This window comes from Actinomadura soli, assembly GCF_005889715.1.
Classification (GTDB): Bacteria; Actinomycetota; Actinomycetes; order Streptosporangiales; family Streptosporangiaceae; genus Spirillospora; species Spirillospora soli.
On the sequence record NZ_VCKW01000214.1, the window covers coordinates 1 to 14495 of the forward strand.

Consider the following 14495-nt stretch of genomic DNA (forward strand, 5'->3'; position numbering starts at 1 on the left):
TGCACCGTCTAATTCGTCGGCAGCGTCAGATGTGTATAAGGGACAGCCCTTGACTCCCTCGAACGCCACCGCCGCGCCGTCGCCGAGGCGCTGGAGCGGATCGGCGACGGCACGTACGGCCGCTGCGTCGGCTGCGGCCGCCCCGTCCCCGAAGGCCGCCTGGAGGCCCGCCCCGATGCGGCCCGCTGCATAACCTGCCAATCCGCACACGACCGCAGCGGCTATTAGATCCCATCGCAACCGCCGGACGCGCCTACCTCAGCCATCGCCGCAACCACGCCACAACCCCAACCGTTGCGATCGCGACCGAAGGCAGATTCGAGCTTGCGAGAATCTGATCGCGCAGCGAGCCGCCAGGCGAGCCGGAGCGATGCAGCGATCGCACGTGCCCGCCGCCGTGGCAAGGCGGTCACGCCTTGCCACGGCGGCGGGCACTGGCCAATAGGTGGATGCCCAGAGACTCGTCGGGGCTCGGGGCGTTCAGTTCGGTGCGGACGAGCCGGGCGAGGGCGCGCGGGGAGTCGGCCAGGACGTGCTCGACCATCGAGGGGGACAGGACGGTGCGCGGCCTGATCCACTCGACTTCGAGGCCCGCCTCGGCGAGGAGCTCGCGGAGCTGGTGGGCCGAGAAGGAGCGGGTGATCGTCCCGTCCGGCCAGGGGACGAGCACGACCTCGGCGCTCGGGACGTCGGACAGGTGCGCCCAGTAGTTCCGCTCGGCCAGCAGCGCCATGCCCAGCGTCAAGGAGTCGACGCAGAGCAGGACGCGCCCGCCGGGGCGCAGCACGCGGGCGATCTCGGCGACCGTGGACTCGGTGGCGAGGTGGCGGGACAGGACGCGGTTCTCTGCGATCACGGCGTCCATGGACGCGTCGGTGAGGAAGGCGAGCGTGCCCGTGTCGCCGATCAGCGGGATGGCGGTGTTCTTGGCCGGACGTTCCCCCGCGTCGGCCCTGCCCGGATCGCGCACCTCGAGGACGGTGTGCCCCGCCTCGGCGGCCTGCGCCGCGCAGCGTCCGCCCGAGACGTCCAGCACCCGGGAGGGTCTGCGCGGCAGCCATCTGGCCAGCTGGGCGGACGCGACCGCCCAGTAGAACGTCCAGTAGCGCGCCAGGGAGTCCCCGGAGACGTCACGCAGACTGGCGATGGTGGGCTCGGAAGGTTGCGCCGGTAGCACCGGTTGCACCACTTGCTCCTGTTCTCGCCGTATATGTCAGGTCTTCCCCGTTGAGGGGTGATCATCACCCTCCGTGCAGGACGGGGGCGCGCGGGGGCGGGATCGTTTCGTCACTTCCTGACGGGAATCGGCGGGGACATTGCGGTGTTGCACCGTCTCACAGGCAAGTACAGCGGAGGTGCACACCGATGACCACAGCCGTTGCCGATCTGCGGCGTACACCGCGCGCCGACGCGGCGGCACCCGCCCGCCTGAGCAAGCAGCGCGGGCCGATATCGTCTGTGGGGAACGACGCCGACGGCCGAGTCAGGGCCACGGGCGCCACAGCCGAGGGGGTGGGTCAGGTACAGGGCACCACGGAGACCGTGGAGCAGCGCCAGGAGCGGTTCCAGCGCGACGTGCTCCCGTTCTTGGACCAGCTGTATTCGGCCGCGCTGCGCATGACGCGCAACCCGGCGGACGCCGAGGATCTCGTCCAGGAGACGTTCGCCAAGGCGTTCGCGTCCTTCCACCAGTTCAAGGAAGGCACCAATCTCAAGGCGTGGCTCTACCGGATCCTGACCAACACGTTCATCAACTCCTACCGCAAGAAGCAGCGCCAGCCGCAGCAGGCCGCCACCGAGGAGATCGAGGACTGGCAGATCGCCCGCGCGGAGTCGCACACGTCCAGCGGGCTGAAGTCCGCCGAGGCGGAGGCGCTGGAGCACCTGCCCGACACCGACGTGAAGCGGGCGCTGCAGGAGCTGCCGGAGGAGTTCCGCATCGCCGTCTACCTCGCCGACGTCGAGGGGTTCGCGTACAAGGAGATCGCCGAGATCATGGGCACGCCCATCGGCACGGTGATGTCCCGCCTGCACCGCGGCAGGAGGCAGTTGCGCGGCATGCTGGAGGACTACGCTCAGGACCGGGGCCTGACCAGGGCGAGCGGAGGTTCCACCAAATGAGCTGCGGCAACCACCATGAGACTCCCTGCGACGAGGTGCTGGCGCGGGTCTACACCTACCTGGACGGCGAGCTCGACCAGGGCGGCTGCGGGGAGGTGCGGGAGCACCTGGACGAGTGCGGCCCGTGCCTGCGCGAGTACGGGCTCGAAGAGGCCGTCAAGAAGCTGGTGAACAAGTCCTGCGGCTGTGAGCCGGCGCCGAGCGACCTGCGCGACAAGGTGCTCGGCCGCATCGAGGAGATCTGCGGCGAGATCAAGGCGACCGGCGCGGCGGAGAAGTCCGAGACGTCCGGAAGCGCCTGACCGCCGGTATCGTTCTGCGGGTGCTCGCACTCGTCACCGGCGCGGCCGGTTTCATCGGTTCCCATCTCGTCGACCGGCTCGTCGCCGACGGCCACGAGGTCATCGGTGTGGACGATCTTTCGTCCGGCGACAACGTCCGTCCCGGCGTGGAGCTGTGGGAGATGGACGTCGCCGACCCGGGGCTCGTCGAGAAGGCCGCGGTGCGGCGGCCCGCGGTGATCTGCCATCTCGCCGCCCAGGTCAGCGTGCGCGCCAGCGTGGCCGACCCGCTGCACGACGCGCGGACGAACGTGGTCGGGACGGCGAACGTCCTGGAGGCGGCGCGGGCGGCGGGCGGGCGCAAGGTCGTGTTCACGTCGAGCTGCGCTGTGTACGGGGTGCCGGACGCGCTGCCCGTCCCGCCGGACGCCGAGCTGCGGCCCGCGTCCCCGTACGCGGCGTCCAAGGTGTCCGGCGAGGTGTACGCGCAGACGTACCGGGCGCTGCACGGCATCGACTTCACGACGCTGACGCTGGCGAACGTCTACGGGCCGAGGCAGACGCCCGAGGGCGAGGCGGGCGTCGTCTCGATCTTCACGGACGCGCTGCTGGCGGGCCGTCCGACCAAGGTGTACGGCGACGGCACCCAGACCCGCGACTACGTGTACGTACTGGACGTGGTCGACGCGTTCGCCCGCGCTGCGGACGAGCGGGGCGGCGGTCTCCGGCTCAACGTGGGCACCGGTGTCGAGACCACGGACCGCGACCTGCACACCGTGGTCGCGGAGGCGGCGGGCGCGCCGGACGACCCGGAGTTCGCGCCGCCCCGGCTGGGGGACCTGCCCGCGATGTCCGTCGATCCCCGGCGGACGGGGGAGGCGCTCGGCTGGACGCCGCGGGTGGGCCTGCGGGAGGGCGTCGCCGAGACGGTCGCATGGGCGCGGGAGCGGAACGCCCCGGCTCGCCGGTGAATGCCAGGTCTCGTCAGGTGTCGCCGTTTTCGTACTCTTTCTTGGTGCATATTCGGCTGGAATTGCGGATGCACGTGCGTTGCCGGTGTCGCTCACTATTGTCCGCCTGCGAAACGTGCATTCGGGCCGGGCAAATGATCACCTAAGGTGACGATAGGTTCACGCTTTGCTCACGTTTCCTCGCATGCCTGTGTGGCCTGGGCAGTCCACGTTAGGCTTGTGCCGAAATCAGCGACGGGAGCACGTGCATACCCGTGAATTCGGGGTATGTGCTCGGCCGGAAGCCTGGACCGTCCCGGTCCCGGCGACCGGCCGCGAGGCCGGACGGCCCGGATCGCGGGGGGAGGCAAGGAGCCATGCTCAAGCGCGTGACGCCGGCGGGACACGTCCGGCGCCGGTGCGCCTCGGCGTCGTCGCTGATGATGTCCGAGGGTGTGTCCTGGGTGTAGGCGAGGTGCCGCGAGGTACGCGCTTGCCCGGTGACGGCCCGCCATTCGTCACTGAACACTTCTCGTCCCCGGCCCGCCCGCACCGGACGCGCCATCGCGGACAGGCCGGATGAGGCGTGTTCCCTCCCTGAGGGGCGGCAATGCGTGGTCTACCTCTCGCTGCCTGGGCGTACGTCTGCGGAGTGGTCGCCCTCGCGGCCGGGCTCATCGCCACGTCGTCATTCGCGGACATCGACTGGGACCAGCTCGCCGTACTGGCCCTGCTGTTCCTCATCTGCGACTCCGCGCCCGCCCGGCTGAACGTCGCCCGCGCGCGGGTGTCGATGAGCTTCGCCGCCAGCCTCGCCTCGGTGGTGCTGCTCGGGCCCTCCGGCGCCGCGCTCCTCGGCTTCTGCGCCGTGGTCACGGGCCAGCGCTTCTTCGCGCCCGTCAAGCGCGTCTTCAACGGCGGGCAGCTCGCGCTCTGCGGCTTCATCGCCGGGACGGTCTTCGAGCTGCTCGGCGGCGACCGGTTCCATCCCGAGCAGGCCCGCTGGGTCGAGAACGTCATCGGCCCGTTCCTCGGCGCGCTCGTCACCTTCGTCCTGGTCAACCTGACGCTCATGGGCGGAGTGCTGCTCCTCGCCCGGCAGGCGACACCGCGCGAGCTGCTGCACGAGAGCGGCCGCCTCGCCGTCGGCTGCCTCGGCTACGGCATGGTCGGTCTGCTGATCGCCGGGCTGTGGCCGCGCGTCGGGCCGTTCGCCGCCGTCCTCGTCCTGCTGCCGCTGCTCATCGCCCGGTGGGCGATGGACCAGGCGTACGTGCAGCAGCAGGCGCACGCCGCCACCCTCGCCGCGCTGTGCCAGGCCGTCGAGACCAAGGACTACTACACCCGCGGCCACTCCGAGCGGGTCTCCCGCGGCTCCGTGATGATCGCGCAGGAGATCGGGATGCGCGCCGACCGGGTCGAGGCGATCCGCTACGCCGGGATGCTGCACGACGTCGGCAAGCTCGGCGTCCCGACGAAGGTGCTGCAGAAGAACGGGCCGATGACCGAGGAGGAGTTCGCCGCGATCCAGCTGCACCCGATGCGCGGGCTGGAGATCGTCCGGGAGATCGGGTTCCTGGACGAGGCGCTCGCCGGCATCATGCACCACCACGAGAAGATGAACGGCCGCGGCTACCCGATGGGCCTCGCCGGCGACGAGATCCCCGAGTTCGCCCGGGTCATCGCCGTCGCCGACGCGTTCGACTCGATGACGTCCACCCGCTCCTACCGGCCCGCCCGCAGCGTCGACGAGGCCGTCGCGGAGCTGCGCCGCTGCATGGGCGACCACTTCGACCCGGAGATCGTCGAGGCGTTCCTGCGGGCGCTCGACCGCGACCCGTGGGTGCCGCCCGACCCGGTCGTCCTGCCGGACGACGACGTCGTCGAGACCACCCGGCAGGACCACGACGACCCGAGCGCGCCCCTCCGCGTCGCCGGCGACGAGGTCCGGCCGAGCGACGAGGTGCGGCGGTGACGGGACGTCCCATGAGCAACCAGATATGAGCGGTCACACATGAGCGGTCACGGCCGTGCCCGGGAGCGGGCCGCGTGGCAGACGATCGACTCCGGCCAGCTGCTGCTGATCGCCACCGCCGGGCTGTTCGTCGTCGTCGCCATCGCGCACGTCGCCGCGGTCGGGCTCCGCCAGCCCAACATCGCGATCATCTTCGGGGTGCTGATCGCGCTCGGCGAGCTGTTCCGCATGGTGATGCCCGGCAACCGCGAGGTCGCGCCGATCGCCAGCGCGGGCGCGATGGGGTACGCGCTGCTCGTCGGCGTCGGCCCCGAGGGCGCGCCGCCGGACGCGCGGCTCGGCGTCGTCGCGGCCGACCACTCGGCGCTGCAGGTCGTCGCCGTCACCGCGGTCGGGATGCTGATCGGGTCGCTGCCGCACATCGCGGTCGGCCGGTCGCCGCGCCCGGACGCGATGGCGCGGCGGCTGTTCAACGTCGCCGTCGTCGCGCTGTGCTTCCGGCCCGTGCTGTCGTTCGACCTGCCCTGGCAGCTGGTGCTGGCCGTCATGGGCGTCGTCGTGATCGCGTCGTGCTTCACCGACGTGCTGATCGCCGCGGTGATCCGGGCGGAGGCCGTCCGGGCGCGGTTCGGCATCGCGCTGCGGGACGAGGCCGAGGCCAAGATGGCGCTGTGCGCCGCGACCAGCGCGACCGCCATGCTGATCGCGGTGGCGACGACCGCGATGGGCGAGGCCGCGCTGCTGATCTTCACGGTGCCGATCCTGGTGACGCAGTTCGCGTTCCGCCGGTACGCCGGGATCCGCGCCACCTACCTGCAGACCGTCCGGGCGCTGTCGCGGGTCACCGAGGTCGGCGGCTACGTCGAGACGGGGCACTCGCGGCGGGTGTCGCAGCTCGCGGTCGCGATGGGACGCGAGCTCGGCATGTCCGAGGAGGAGCTCCTCGAACTGGAGTACGCGGCGCTGATGCACGACATCGGGCAGCTCTCGCTCGGCGACCCGATCCCCGGCGGCGCGACCGTGCTGGCGTCCCCGGCCGAGCAGCGCCGCATCGCCGAGCTGGGCGCCGAGGTGATCAAGCAGACCGGGGTGCTGGACCGGGTGGCGCACATCGTCCAGCTGTCGTCCCACCCGTACCGGACCGGCCGCGAGGCCCGCGCCGACGACCCGTCCGGCGACTCCGCCGGCGCGGACCGGCCGGTCCCGCCGCCGCTCGCCGGGCGCATCATCAAGGTCGCCAACGCCTACGACGACCTGGTCGGCGACTCCTCCGACCGCGACCGCGGCGCCGCCGTGCTGGAGCGGCTCAGGCTCGACTCCGCCGCCGAGTACGACCCGACCGTCGTCGAGGCGCTCAGCCGCGTCGTGGACCGCCGCCCCCGCCAGTAGGCCCACAGCGCGGTCGCCAGCGTGACGGCGGCCGCGGCCGTCCAGAGGAGCAGCGCGCCGAGGCGCTGGTCGTCCAGGGGTGACGCGCCCCATCGTCGGCCGAGGTCCTCGTACCAGTTGCCGTGGACGGTCCCGTCCCGCATGAGCGCCACGCCCGCGATCACGTGCAGCGGCAGGACGGCGACGGGGATGAGCGTCCCGGCCGTCCCGTGGAAGTACGCCAACCCGACGACGAGGAAGCACAGCATCGCCAGGGAGTGCAGCGCGTGGTTGGCCAGGGACGCGCCGAACAGCGGCGACACGTACCACGCGTAGAGGCTGAGCAGGAGCAGGGTGGAGGCGATGACCGGATGCGACAGCGCCCGCAGCCCGCGGCTGCTCGCCGCGGCTGCCAGCAACTCCGCGCCCTCACCACGCATGGCCTGTTGCGCCAGGCGCACTGGCGCGCCGTACAGGAGCAGCAGCGGGGCGACCACGCCGACGAGAACGTGCTGCACGGCGTGGGCGCTGAACAGGACCATGCTGTACCGGGAGATGCCGCTGCCGGTGGCGAGCAGCACGACCAGCAGCCCGGCCGCCCAGGACGCGCCGCGCCGCCACGGCCACTCCCGCACGCGGACGACGCCGGCCCCATAAAGGACGGCGCCCGCCGCGATCAGCACGAGGAACAGCGGGTCGATCCACCAGTCGAGCAGGTAGCGGCCGAGCCCGGCGGGGCCGGGCAGCGGGAAGCCGAGGCGCAGCGCCACGACGTCGAGCGTGCCCGGCGGGTTCTCGGGCGGCGGCGTGCGGGCGAGCCCGGTCGCGAGCGCCATGGTCGCCGCCATGATGAGGACCTCGACGGCGCCGAGCCGGACGAAGCCTCGCATCCCGCGCCCGTCCCGCAGGGCGGGGATGGTCGCGCGGCGGTGCCACCATCCCAGCGCGCCGAGGACGATCAGCGCCGCGATCTTCGCGACGACCAGCGCCCCGTACCGCGACCCGAGCTGGACGCCGCCGAGCCGCACCCACGCGTTCACCGCGCCGCTCACCCCGACGACGGCGAACGAAACCAGCGCCAGCCCGCTGTACCGGCCGACGATCCGCGGGAGCCTGCCGGGGACGTCCGGTGCGACGGTGATCAGGGCGACGAGCCCGCCGATCCACAGCGAGACGCCGGCGACATGCGCGACCAGGCTGTGCACGGCGAGCGCGTGGTTCGAGGCGTTCGCCGCGTGGCCGGTGAACAGCGGCGGCAGCAGGCCCGCGAGCGCGGCGGCCAGCAGGTATCCCGCGCCGTTCTCGGCGCGGGGCAGGCTCGCCGCCACCGCGAGCGCGACCGCGACCCCGAGGACGAGCAGCAGCGCCCGGCCCTGCGGAAGCTCGATGAGGAACGTGCGCATCATGTCGCCGGTGACGCCGGTGAACCCCGTCCCGAAGAGGTCGAGGACGGAGAACACGATCAGCGCGAGCGTGCACAGCGCCCACGCCAGCGCGGTCAGCGACACGGCGCGCGCGCAGCGGGCCGCCGTGGGCGACGGCGGACGGACGAACACCGCCGCGACCAGCAGCCACCCGACCGTGAGCACCGCCGCGACGTTCATGCCGAGCTTCGCGACCGACAGGCCGGCCTTGGTCAGCGCACCGGCCTGCGACAACCCCGGCGCCGCCGCGGGGCTGAACGCTCCGCCGAGCCGCACCACCAGCGCGAGGACGACCAGCGCGAGCGCGGCGGCGCCGATCGCGAGCATCCGCCGGTCGGGCGCCGGTGCCTGCCGCTCGGCCGGGGGAGCCTGCCGCACACGTGTCGTCACGGTCGGACATACGGATAAACCCGCCCGGAAGGTTCAGGCGGCAATAAGGTACCGCCAACCGATCAGGGCTTGAGGGAGCGAGATGAGCGGTTCCGACCAGGGCAACACATATCTGGAGAAGGTCGTCGCGCAGCAGGCGGTGCTGGAGGACGACTTGCGGTCCCGGCGCGCTCCGGCGCCCGCGCCGGCGGGCATCGCCCCGCCGCCGCCCGGCCCGATCGCCAAGCGCCACCGTGCCCTCAGCGGCGCGCCCCCCGCCGACGGGCCCGCGCCCGGCCCGGTGGACGTGCGGATCAGCGGGTTCTGGCGGTGGAAGAACGTGCTCGTCCCGCCGAACGCGTTCGTCGTGCACACCCGGCGCGGACGGGCCGAGCCGCTGCACATCGGGCTCGGGGTGTCGTTCCGGTTCAACCCGTCCACCGACTCGTTCCTCGTGGTGCCGGGCGCGACGCAGACGATCCTGATCAACGCGTACTGCATCTGCCGGGAACTGCAGGGCGTGCTCGTCCAGGGCTACGTCCAGTGGATCATCCAGGACTTCGGGATCGCCTACCGCAAGCTCGACTTCGGCGACGCCGACGACCCGATGCGCCTGGTCAACCTGCAGCTCCGCGAGCAGGCGGAGGCCGCGATCAAGGACAAGGTGTCCACGATGGGGGTCCGGGACGTCCTCAGCGACAAGCAGCCCATCATCGAGGAGCTGACCGCCCGCCTGCGCGCGGTCGCCGAGGGCGAGGACACCAGCGACCAGGGGCTCGGGCTCCGGATCGTCACGGTGCAGATCAAGGAGGCCGTGGTCAGCTCGTCCCGGCTCTGGGAGAACCTGCAGAAGCCCTACCGGTCCGAGCAGGGGCAGATCGCGCGGCTGGCGGAGCTGGAGGCCGAGGAGGCCGTCGCGCAGCGCGAGATGGCGGCCGCGCGCATCAAGGAGACGCAGCGGCTGGAGCACGAGCGGGAGCTGGCGGAGCTGCGCGCCCGCAACGAGTCGCAGCTGTTCGACACCGAGGCGGCCGAGAAGCTGCGCCGCGCCAAGCGGGAGCACGACGACGCCCGCGAGGTCGCCGAGCTGCAGACCGAGACGACGCGGCACGCGCTGCGGATGGAGCGGGAGCGGCACGAGGAGGAGGCCGAGACGGGACGGCTCCGCGCCGAGCGCGACCACGAGCTGGCCCGGCTCCGCGCGGAGGGCGAGCACGCCCTCGCCGAGATGCGCGCCCGGTCCCTGCACGAGCAGGCGCTGCTGGACCTGGAGCGGGAGGGCGCCCGCGCCGCGATCGAGAACGACCGGACGCCCGCCGCCGTGCAGACCCGGCTCATCGCCTCGCTGCCGGACATCATGGCGCGGCTGCCCAAGCCGGACGAGCTGCGCACCGTCACCGTCAACGGCGCCGACCAGACCAGCGTGGCGGGCCTGATCACGCAGCTGACCGCCGTCGTCGGCGCCCTGCGCGCCGCCGCCGACGGGACCGCTACGGACGGCCGGGGGCCGGCGGGAAGATGACGGGGAGGGCGGTCAGGGCGCGGTGGAACGCGCCCGGCCGCCACTCCAGGTCCTCGGGCGCGACGGCGAGCTCCACCTCCGGGAGGCGGTCGAGGAGCTTCTCGATGGCCACCGACGCGATCAGCCGGGCGTGGTTCTTGGCCGGGCAGGTGTGCGGCCCGCCCGCGAACGCCAGATGCGCCCGGTTCCCCTTCCGGTTCGCCGACGACCGGGACGTTTCATTGTGGGGGAACGACCCCCCACGCCCCCCGGAACGACTCGGGTCGGTGTTCGCGGCCGTATAGCTGATGATGACGGGCTGGTGGGCGGGCAGCCGGTAGCCGTGGAAGTTGACGTCCTGGCGCGGGAACGTCGGGCCGTAGTTGGAGATCGGCGGGTCGGTCCAGAGGATCTCGTCCAGCGCGTCCTCGACGGGCAGGCTGCCGCCGGACAGGTCGCCGCCGAACCGGTCGTCCGACAGCAGCAGCCGGATGCCGTTGGCGATCAGCGAGTTCTCCGGCTCGGTGCCGGACGCGAGCAGCAGCCCGACCTGGTTCGTCACCTCCTCGTCGTCCAGCCCGGTGGGGTGGCGCAGCATCCAGGACGCCACGTCCGCGCCGGGCTTGGCGCGCTTCAGCGTCACCAGGTCCCGCGCGGCCTGTTCGAGCATGGCGAGCGACTGCGCGGGATCGCCGACGCCTTCGAGCATGCCGGTCATGCCCTTTTCGAGCCGCTCGGCGATCTCCCGCGGGCAGCCGAACAGCTCTCGGAACACCAGCAGCGGTATCGGGCGGGTGTACTGGGCGATGAGGTCGGCCTTGCCGTCGCCGGCGAAGGCGTCGATGAGGCCGTCCGCGGCGTCCTCGGCGTACCGGCGCAGCGCGGCCGGATGGACGCGGGTGAGGCTGTCGACGATCACCGACCGGAAGCGGGCGTGCACGGCACCGTTGGTGAACAGCGCGTTCGGCCGGGCCTGCAGCATCGGCAGCACCGGGCACTCCGGCCCCACCTCCTCCTCCCACACCTCGCTGCAGCGCGGGAACCGGTCCGGGTCGCGCAGGATCTCCAGCGCCGCGTCATAGCCCAGGACCAGCGTCGCCGGGACGCCCGGGACCAGCTCGACCGGCACGAGGTCGCCGTGCGCGCGCATCCGGTCGTAGACGCGGTCGGGGGTCCTTGTGAACTCCGGCCCGTACAGCGGGAACCGCACCGGCTCCGTGCCGGTGCGCCGATGCTCTGATGCGGTGGTCACGGCTGCTCCGTGTCGAGGGTGAGAAGGTGATCGACGAGCGAGATCAGCGCCTCGGTGGACGACCTGCGGTCGCGGGCGTCGCACGTGACGAGCGGGGTGCCCGGCGCGAGGTCCAGGGCCTCGCGCACCTCGTCCTCCGGGAAGGACGGCGAGCCGTCGAAGTGGTTGACGGCCACCGCGTACGGCAGGCCCTGCTTCTCCACGACGTCCATGGCGGCGAACGACCGGTCGAGGCGGGCGGTGTCCACGAGGATCAGCGCGCCGAGCGCGCCGCGCGCCAGGTCGTCCCACAGCCGGCTGAAGCGCTCCTGGCCCGGCGTCCCGAACAGGTAGAGGACGATGTCGTCGGTCAGCGTGAGGCGGCCGAAGTCCATCGCGACCGTGGTGGTCGTCTTGTCCTTGATCCCGGCGAGGTCGTCGACGGCCGCGCCGGCCTGCGTCATCCGCTCCTCGGTGCGCAGCGGGCGGATCTCCGACAGCGTCCCGATGTAGGTCGTCTTGCCGACGGCGAAGTGCCCCACGATGAGGATCTTGACCGACGTCCGGACGGTGTCGGGCAGATAGGGCGGTGGCTCAGAGGCGAGCGCGGAGTCCATCGAGCACCTCCTGAAGGAGCCGGACCTTGGGTGCCGGGGCGGCGGGTGCGCCGGCCCGGGTGGTGAGATGCCCGCTGTCCACGAGATCGGACAGCAGGACCCTGGTGATCCCGACGGGCAGACCGAGATGCCCGGAGATCTCCGCGACCGACAGCGCCCCGCCTAAGCAGAGCTCCACGATCTGGACCTTTTCGGGCGTGAGGCCCGTGCGCGGCAGGTCGCCGGTCGCGAGGACGAGGGTGACGACGTCGAACACGTTGCGCGACGGCCGCGCCCGCCCGCCGGTCACGACGTGCGGGCGGACGAGCGCCCGTTCGTTCCGGCGAGGCGTCATGCGGGACTGCCCGCGCCCGGACGCGGCGGGCTGGTCATCTCCTTGCCCAGCCGCTGGACCAGTTCCTGGAGCCGGAACGAGACCGCCTCCATGTCGACGTGCTGCGTCGCCGACACCGCGAGGTAGGCGCCGGGGCCGGCGGCGACGAGGAACACGTACCCGTCGTCGAACTCGTTCACCGTCTGCCGCCAGGTGGTGCCGGGGTCGCCGCAGAACTCGGCGGTCGCGCGGGCGAGCGACTGCAGGCCGGACATGCCCGCGGCCTGCCGTTCCGCGTCGTCCCTGCCGATCCGCTCGGAGTGCGCCATGAGCAGGCCGTCGGCCGACAGCAGGATCGCGTAGCGCGTCTCCGGCATCCGCAGCGCGTCGTCCAGCATCCAGCCGAGCCGGTTCGTACCGTCGTCCATCGCGCTCTTCCGCCCCTTTGTCATGACCGCTGGTCCCCGTCGTCGGTGGCGGGGTCCTCGTCGCCGCCGCCCGCGGCGCCGGGGTCCGCCCCGGCCGGGCCGTGGACGTCGGGCGGTGTCGCGGCACGGCCGGACCGCGTCCCGCGCTGCCAGGCGCCGAGGCCCGCCGCGGTCTCCCGCGCCGGTCTGGCGGCCGGTTCCTCCCCGCCGTCCGGGGCGCCGGGCCCGCCGCCCCCGCCCGGCGTCCCGCCGCGGCCGCTGGCGGCCGAGACGCGGCTGCGTTTGGGCAGGCCACCGGCGGTGGAAGCGCCGGTCTTCGGGGCGGCGCCCCGCTCGGGACCCGTGGGCCCGGCGGGGGGAGGCGGCGCCGCGGCCGGCTCGGGACGCTTGGCGTCCGGGACGGTGGTGAGCAGCGCGCTCGGCACGAACACCACGGCCCGCACGCCGCCGTAGGGGGAGCGGGAGTCGACCGACACGCGGAAGCCGTAGCGCGCGGCGAGGACGCCCGCGACCGCGAACCCGATCTGCGGCGGGTCGCCGAGCCGGTGGACGTCCACCGACGTCTCGCCGGACAGCAGCTCCGCCGCGCGCTGCAGCTCCTCGGCGTCCATCGCGACGCCCGCGTCGTCGATCATGATGGCGACGCCGTTGTGCGCGGCCCGGAAGTTGACCTCGACGGTGGTGTCGGGACGCGAGTGCCGCGCCGCGTTGTCGAGCAGCTCCGCCAGCGTCAGCACGACCGGCTCCACGGCCCGGCTCGTCACCGCGCCGGAGACCGTCCCCTCCAGGTTGACGCGCAGGTAGTCGCGGATGCGGGACGTCGCGCCGCGCACGACGTCGCTCAGCGACGACGCCGACCGCTGCTGCCCCGGCCACGACCCGCACAGCACCGCGGTGGCCTGGGCGCGCCGCCCGAGCTGCGCGTTCATGTGGTCGATGCGGAGCAGGCCCTCCAGGACGTCCGGGTCGTCGTGGCGCTCCTGCATGGTGGAGATGGCGAACTGCTGCTCGTTCGCGAGGCTCTGCACGGTGCGCATCATCGCGCGCAGCGTCGACTTCGCGGACTGGTCGGAGCGCTCCCGGACGCCCTCGGCGGACCCGGCGAACAGCTCCATCACCCTCTGCAACGCCTTGTCGTACGCGGGGGCCTCGCGCGCCAGGTCGTGCAGCGGCCCGGCGACGTCCATGCCCGGGTTCGCCAGCGACTCCATGAGCTCGGGCAGCCGGACGTCCGCCAGGTGCCGCAGCTCCCGCTCGCGCAGGTCGACGCCGCGGGTCAGGGCGGCGTTGCGCGTGCGGAGGGCGGCGGCCTCCCGCCGCTCGCGGACCAGCAGGACCGCGGCGGCGACACCCGCGCCGGCCACGATGACGAACGCCGTCGCCAAGAGGAATTGCTCCATCAGATCCTCGGTGCACACGTTTAGCGAGGCGGACCGGCATGGGCCGTCTCTTGGCCGGGTGGGGTGGAGGTCCGGGCGGGTGTGTATACGCCGCGGTTTCGGCACCGTAGGACGGAAATGCACGTGCGCGCTTGTGCATGCGCGCAGAGAAACTTGCCACCGGACGCATCCCGTGATCACAGGCCGTCCGAGCCGCGTCACCTTCCGCAGGATTCGCCTGATAAGAGGCCCGTGATCGTATACGCTCACCTGCGCTGGGCGGATCGGCGGAGGAGCCTGTGGTGGACGACTTCCTCGGTGGGGCCGTCCGTCAGAGCGGTGCCGCCTACCGGCTCGTCCTCTACCGGTCGGACCACGCCGACCAGGTCCGGACGCCCGCCCGCCAGCACGGTGGCCTGTCGCTTATACACATCTCCGAGCCCACGAGACCCTAAGACACCTCGTATGCCGTCAGCTGCTTGAGAAAAAATAAAGAGTGAACAGTCAAAACGCGGCACCGGGCAGACGCCGTATATTC

Annotated in this window: 14 protein-coding genes and 1 pseudogene; 8 read left to right on the forward strand and 7 right to left on the reverse strand. The window is 72.4% G+C overall.

Annotation, left to right across the window (positions count from 1 at the left end; all coding sequences use genetic code 11):
- Positions 1–159: 159 nt before the first annotated feature.
- Entirely contained in the window at positions 160–228 is a 69-nt protein-coding gene (locus tag ETD83_RS44995; RefSeq protein ID WP_230421313.1) for a hypothetical protein, read from the forward strand.
- Between the two features lie 181 nt (positions 229–409).
- On the opposite strand, the gene ETD83_RS31135 is transcribed toward ETD83_RS44995, so the two are convergent.
- The gene (locus ETD83_RS31135; RefSeq protein ID WP_138648779.1) at positions 410–1186 is read right to left on the reverse strand and encodes a class I SAM-dependent methyltransferase; all 777 of its coding nucleotides are present in this window, start codon (positions 1184–1186) and stop codon (positions 410–412) included.
- A gap of 179 nt (positions 1187–1365) precedes the next feature.
- Between ETD83_RS31135 and ETD83_RS31140 the strand changes: the two genes are divergently transcribed.
- The 5 genes from ETD83_RS31140 (at position 1366) to ETD83_RS45000 (ending at position 6716) form a co-directional block, all read left to right on the forward strand.
- Positions 1366–2121 (forward strand): sigma-70 family RNA polymerase sigma factor, encoded by a 756-nt coding sequence (locus ETD83_RS31140; protein ID WP_407921532.1) that lies wholly within the window; start codon positions 1366–1368, stop codon positions 2119–2121.
- Complete coding sequence (gene rsrA / locus ETD83_RS31145) at positions 2118–2423, forward strand: mycothiol system anti-sigma-R factor (RefSeq protein ID WP_138648780.1); 306 nt, start codon at positions 2118–2120, stop codon at positions 2421–2423. The genes ETD83_RS31140 and rsrA overlap by 4 nt, the downstream gene beginning before the upstream one ends.
- A gap of 20 nt (positions 2424–2443) precedes the next feature.
- On the forward strand, positions 2444–3373 hold the full coding sequence (locus tag ETD83_RS31150) for an NAD-dependent epimerase/dehydratase family protein (protein ID WP_138648781.1): 930 nt from the start codon (positions 2444–2446) through the stop codon (positions 3371–3373).
- Positions 3374–3962: 589 nt separating this feature from the next.
- Entirely contained in the window at positions 3963–5327 is a 1365-nt protein-coding gene (locus ETD83_RS31155; RefSeq protein WP_138648782.1) for an HD-GYP domain-containing protein, read from the forward strand.
- 39 nt (positions 5328–5366) lie between these two features.
- Positions 5367–6716 (forward strand): HD-GYP domain-containing protein, encoded by a 1350-nt coding sequence (locus tag ETD83_RS45000; RefSeq protein ID WP_138648783.1) that lies wholly within the window; start codon positions 5367–5369, stop codon positions 6714–6716.
- Positions 6717–6757: 41 nt separating this feature from the next.
- Here ETD83_RS45000 and ETD83_RS31165 read toward each other — a convergent pair.
- Positions 6758–8446 (reverse strand): annotated as a pseudogene (locus ETD83_RS31165) (cytochrome c oxidase assembly protein); the annotation flags it as partial.
- Between the two features lie 145 nt (positions 8447–8591).
- Between ETD83_RS31165 and ETD83_RS31170 the strand changes: the two are divergent.
- On the forward strand, positions 8592–10010 hold the full coding sequence (locus ETD83_RS31170; protein ID WP_138648785.1) for an SPFH domain-containing protein: 1419 nt from the start codon (positions 8592–8594) through the stop codon (positions 10008–10010).
- On the opposite strand, the gene ETD83_RS31175 is transcribed toward ETD83_RS31170, so the two are convergent.
- Genes ETD83_RS31175 through ETD83_RS31195 form a run of 5 tightly spaced genes read right to left on the reverse strand, consistent with a single transcriptional unit; the run spans position 9979 to position 13978 of the window.
- On the reverse strand, positions 9979–11241 hold the full coding sequence (locus ETD83_RS31175) for a cytochrome P450 (protein WP_138648786.1): 1263 nt from the start codon (positions 11239–11241) through the stop codon (positions 9979–9981). The two genes, ETD83_RS31170 and ETD83_RS31175, sit on opposite strands and share 32 nt — an antisense overlap.
- Positions 11238–11837: a GTP-binding protein gene (locus ETD83_RS31180; RefSeq protein ID WP_138648787.1), complete on the reverse strand. Its 600-nt coding sequence runs from the start codon at positions 11835–11837 to the stop codon at positions 11238–11240. Before ETD83_RS31180 ends, ETD83_RS31175 begins: the two co-directional genes overlap by 4 nt.
- The gene (locus tag ETD83_RS31185) at positions 11815–12171 is read right to left on the reverse strand and encodes a DUF742 domain-containing protein (protein WP_138648788.1); all 357 of its coding nucleotides are present in this window, start codon (positions 12169–12171) and stop codon (positions 11815–11817) included. The genes ETD83_RS31180 and ETD83_RS31185 overlap by 23 nt, the downstream gene beginning before the upstream one ends.
- Positions 12168–12602 (reverse strand): roadblock/LC7 domain-containing protein, encoded by a 435-nt coding sequence (locus ETD83_RS31190; protein WP_230421312.1) that lies wholly within the window; start codon positions 12600–12602, stop codon positions 12168–12170. The genes ETD83_RS31185 and ETD83_RS31190 overlap by 4 nt, the downstream gene beginning before the upstream one ends.
- On the reverse strand, positions 12599–13978 hold the full coding sequence (locus ETD83_RS31195) for an ATP-binding protein (protein WP_205717990.1): 1380 nt from the start codon (positions 13976–13978) through the stop codon (positions 12599–12601). The genes ETD83_RS31190 and ETD83_RS31195 overlap by 4 nt, the downstream gene beginning before the upstream one ends.
- Positions 13979–14259: 281 nt before the next feature.
- Here ETD83_RS31195 and ETD83_RS42910 point away from each other — a divergent pair, with 281 nt between their 5' ends.
- Positions 14260–14412 carry a hypothetical protein gene (locus ETD83_RS42910; RefSeq protein ID WP_171064531.1) on the forward strand — a complete coding sequence of 51 codons (153 nt, stop codon included), beginning with the start codon at positions 14260–14262 and terminating at the stop codon, positions 14410–14412.
- Positions 14413–14495 lie beyond the last annotated feature (83 nt).

Coding starts and splice junctions, on each gene's coding strand:
- ETD83_RS31140 (WP_407921532.1), top strand. CDS start 1,366: ATGACCACAGCCGTTGCCGATCTGCGGCGTACACCGCGCGCCGACGCG.
- rsrA (WP_138648780.1), top strand. CDS start 2,118: ATGAGCTGCGGCAACCACCATGAGACTCCCTGCGACGAGGTGCTGGCG.
- ETD83_RS31155 (WP_138648782.1), top strand. CDS start 3,963: ATGCGTGGTCTACCTCTCGCTGCCTGGGCGTACGTCTGCGGAGTGGTC.
- ETD83_RS45000 (WP_138648783.1), top strand. CDS start 5,367: ATGAGCGGTCACGGCCGTGCCCGGGAGCGGGCCGCGTGGCAGACGATC.
- ETD83_RS31170 (WP_138648785.1), top strand. CDS start 8,592: ATGAGCGGTTCCGACCAGGGCAACACATATCTGGAGAAGGTCGTCGCG.
- ETD83_RS31180 (WP_138648787.1), bottom strand. CDS start 11,837: ATGGACTCCGCGCTCGCCTCTGAGCCACCGCCCTATCTGCCCGACACC.
- ETD83_RS31185 (WP_138648788.1), bottom strand. CDS start 12,171: ATGACGCCTCGCCGGAACGAACGGGCGCTCGTCCGCCCGCACGTCGTG.
- ETD83_RS31190 (WP_230421312.1), bottom strand. CDS start 12,602: ATGACAAAGGGGCGGAAGAGCGCGATGGACGACGGTACGAACCGGCTC.
- ETD83_RS31195 (WP_205717990.1), bottom strand. CDS start 13,978: ATGGAGCAATTCCTCTTGGCGACGGCGTTCGTCATCGTGGCCGGCGCG.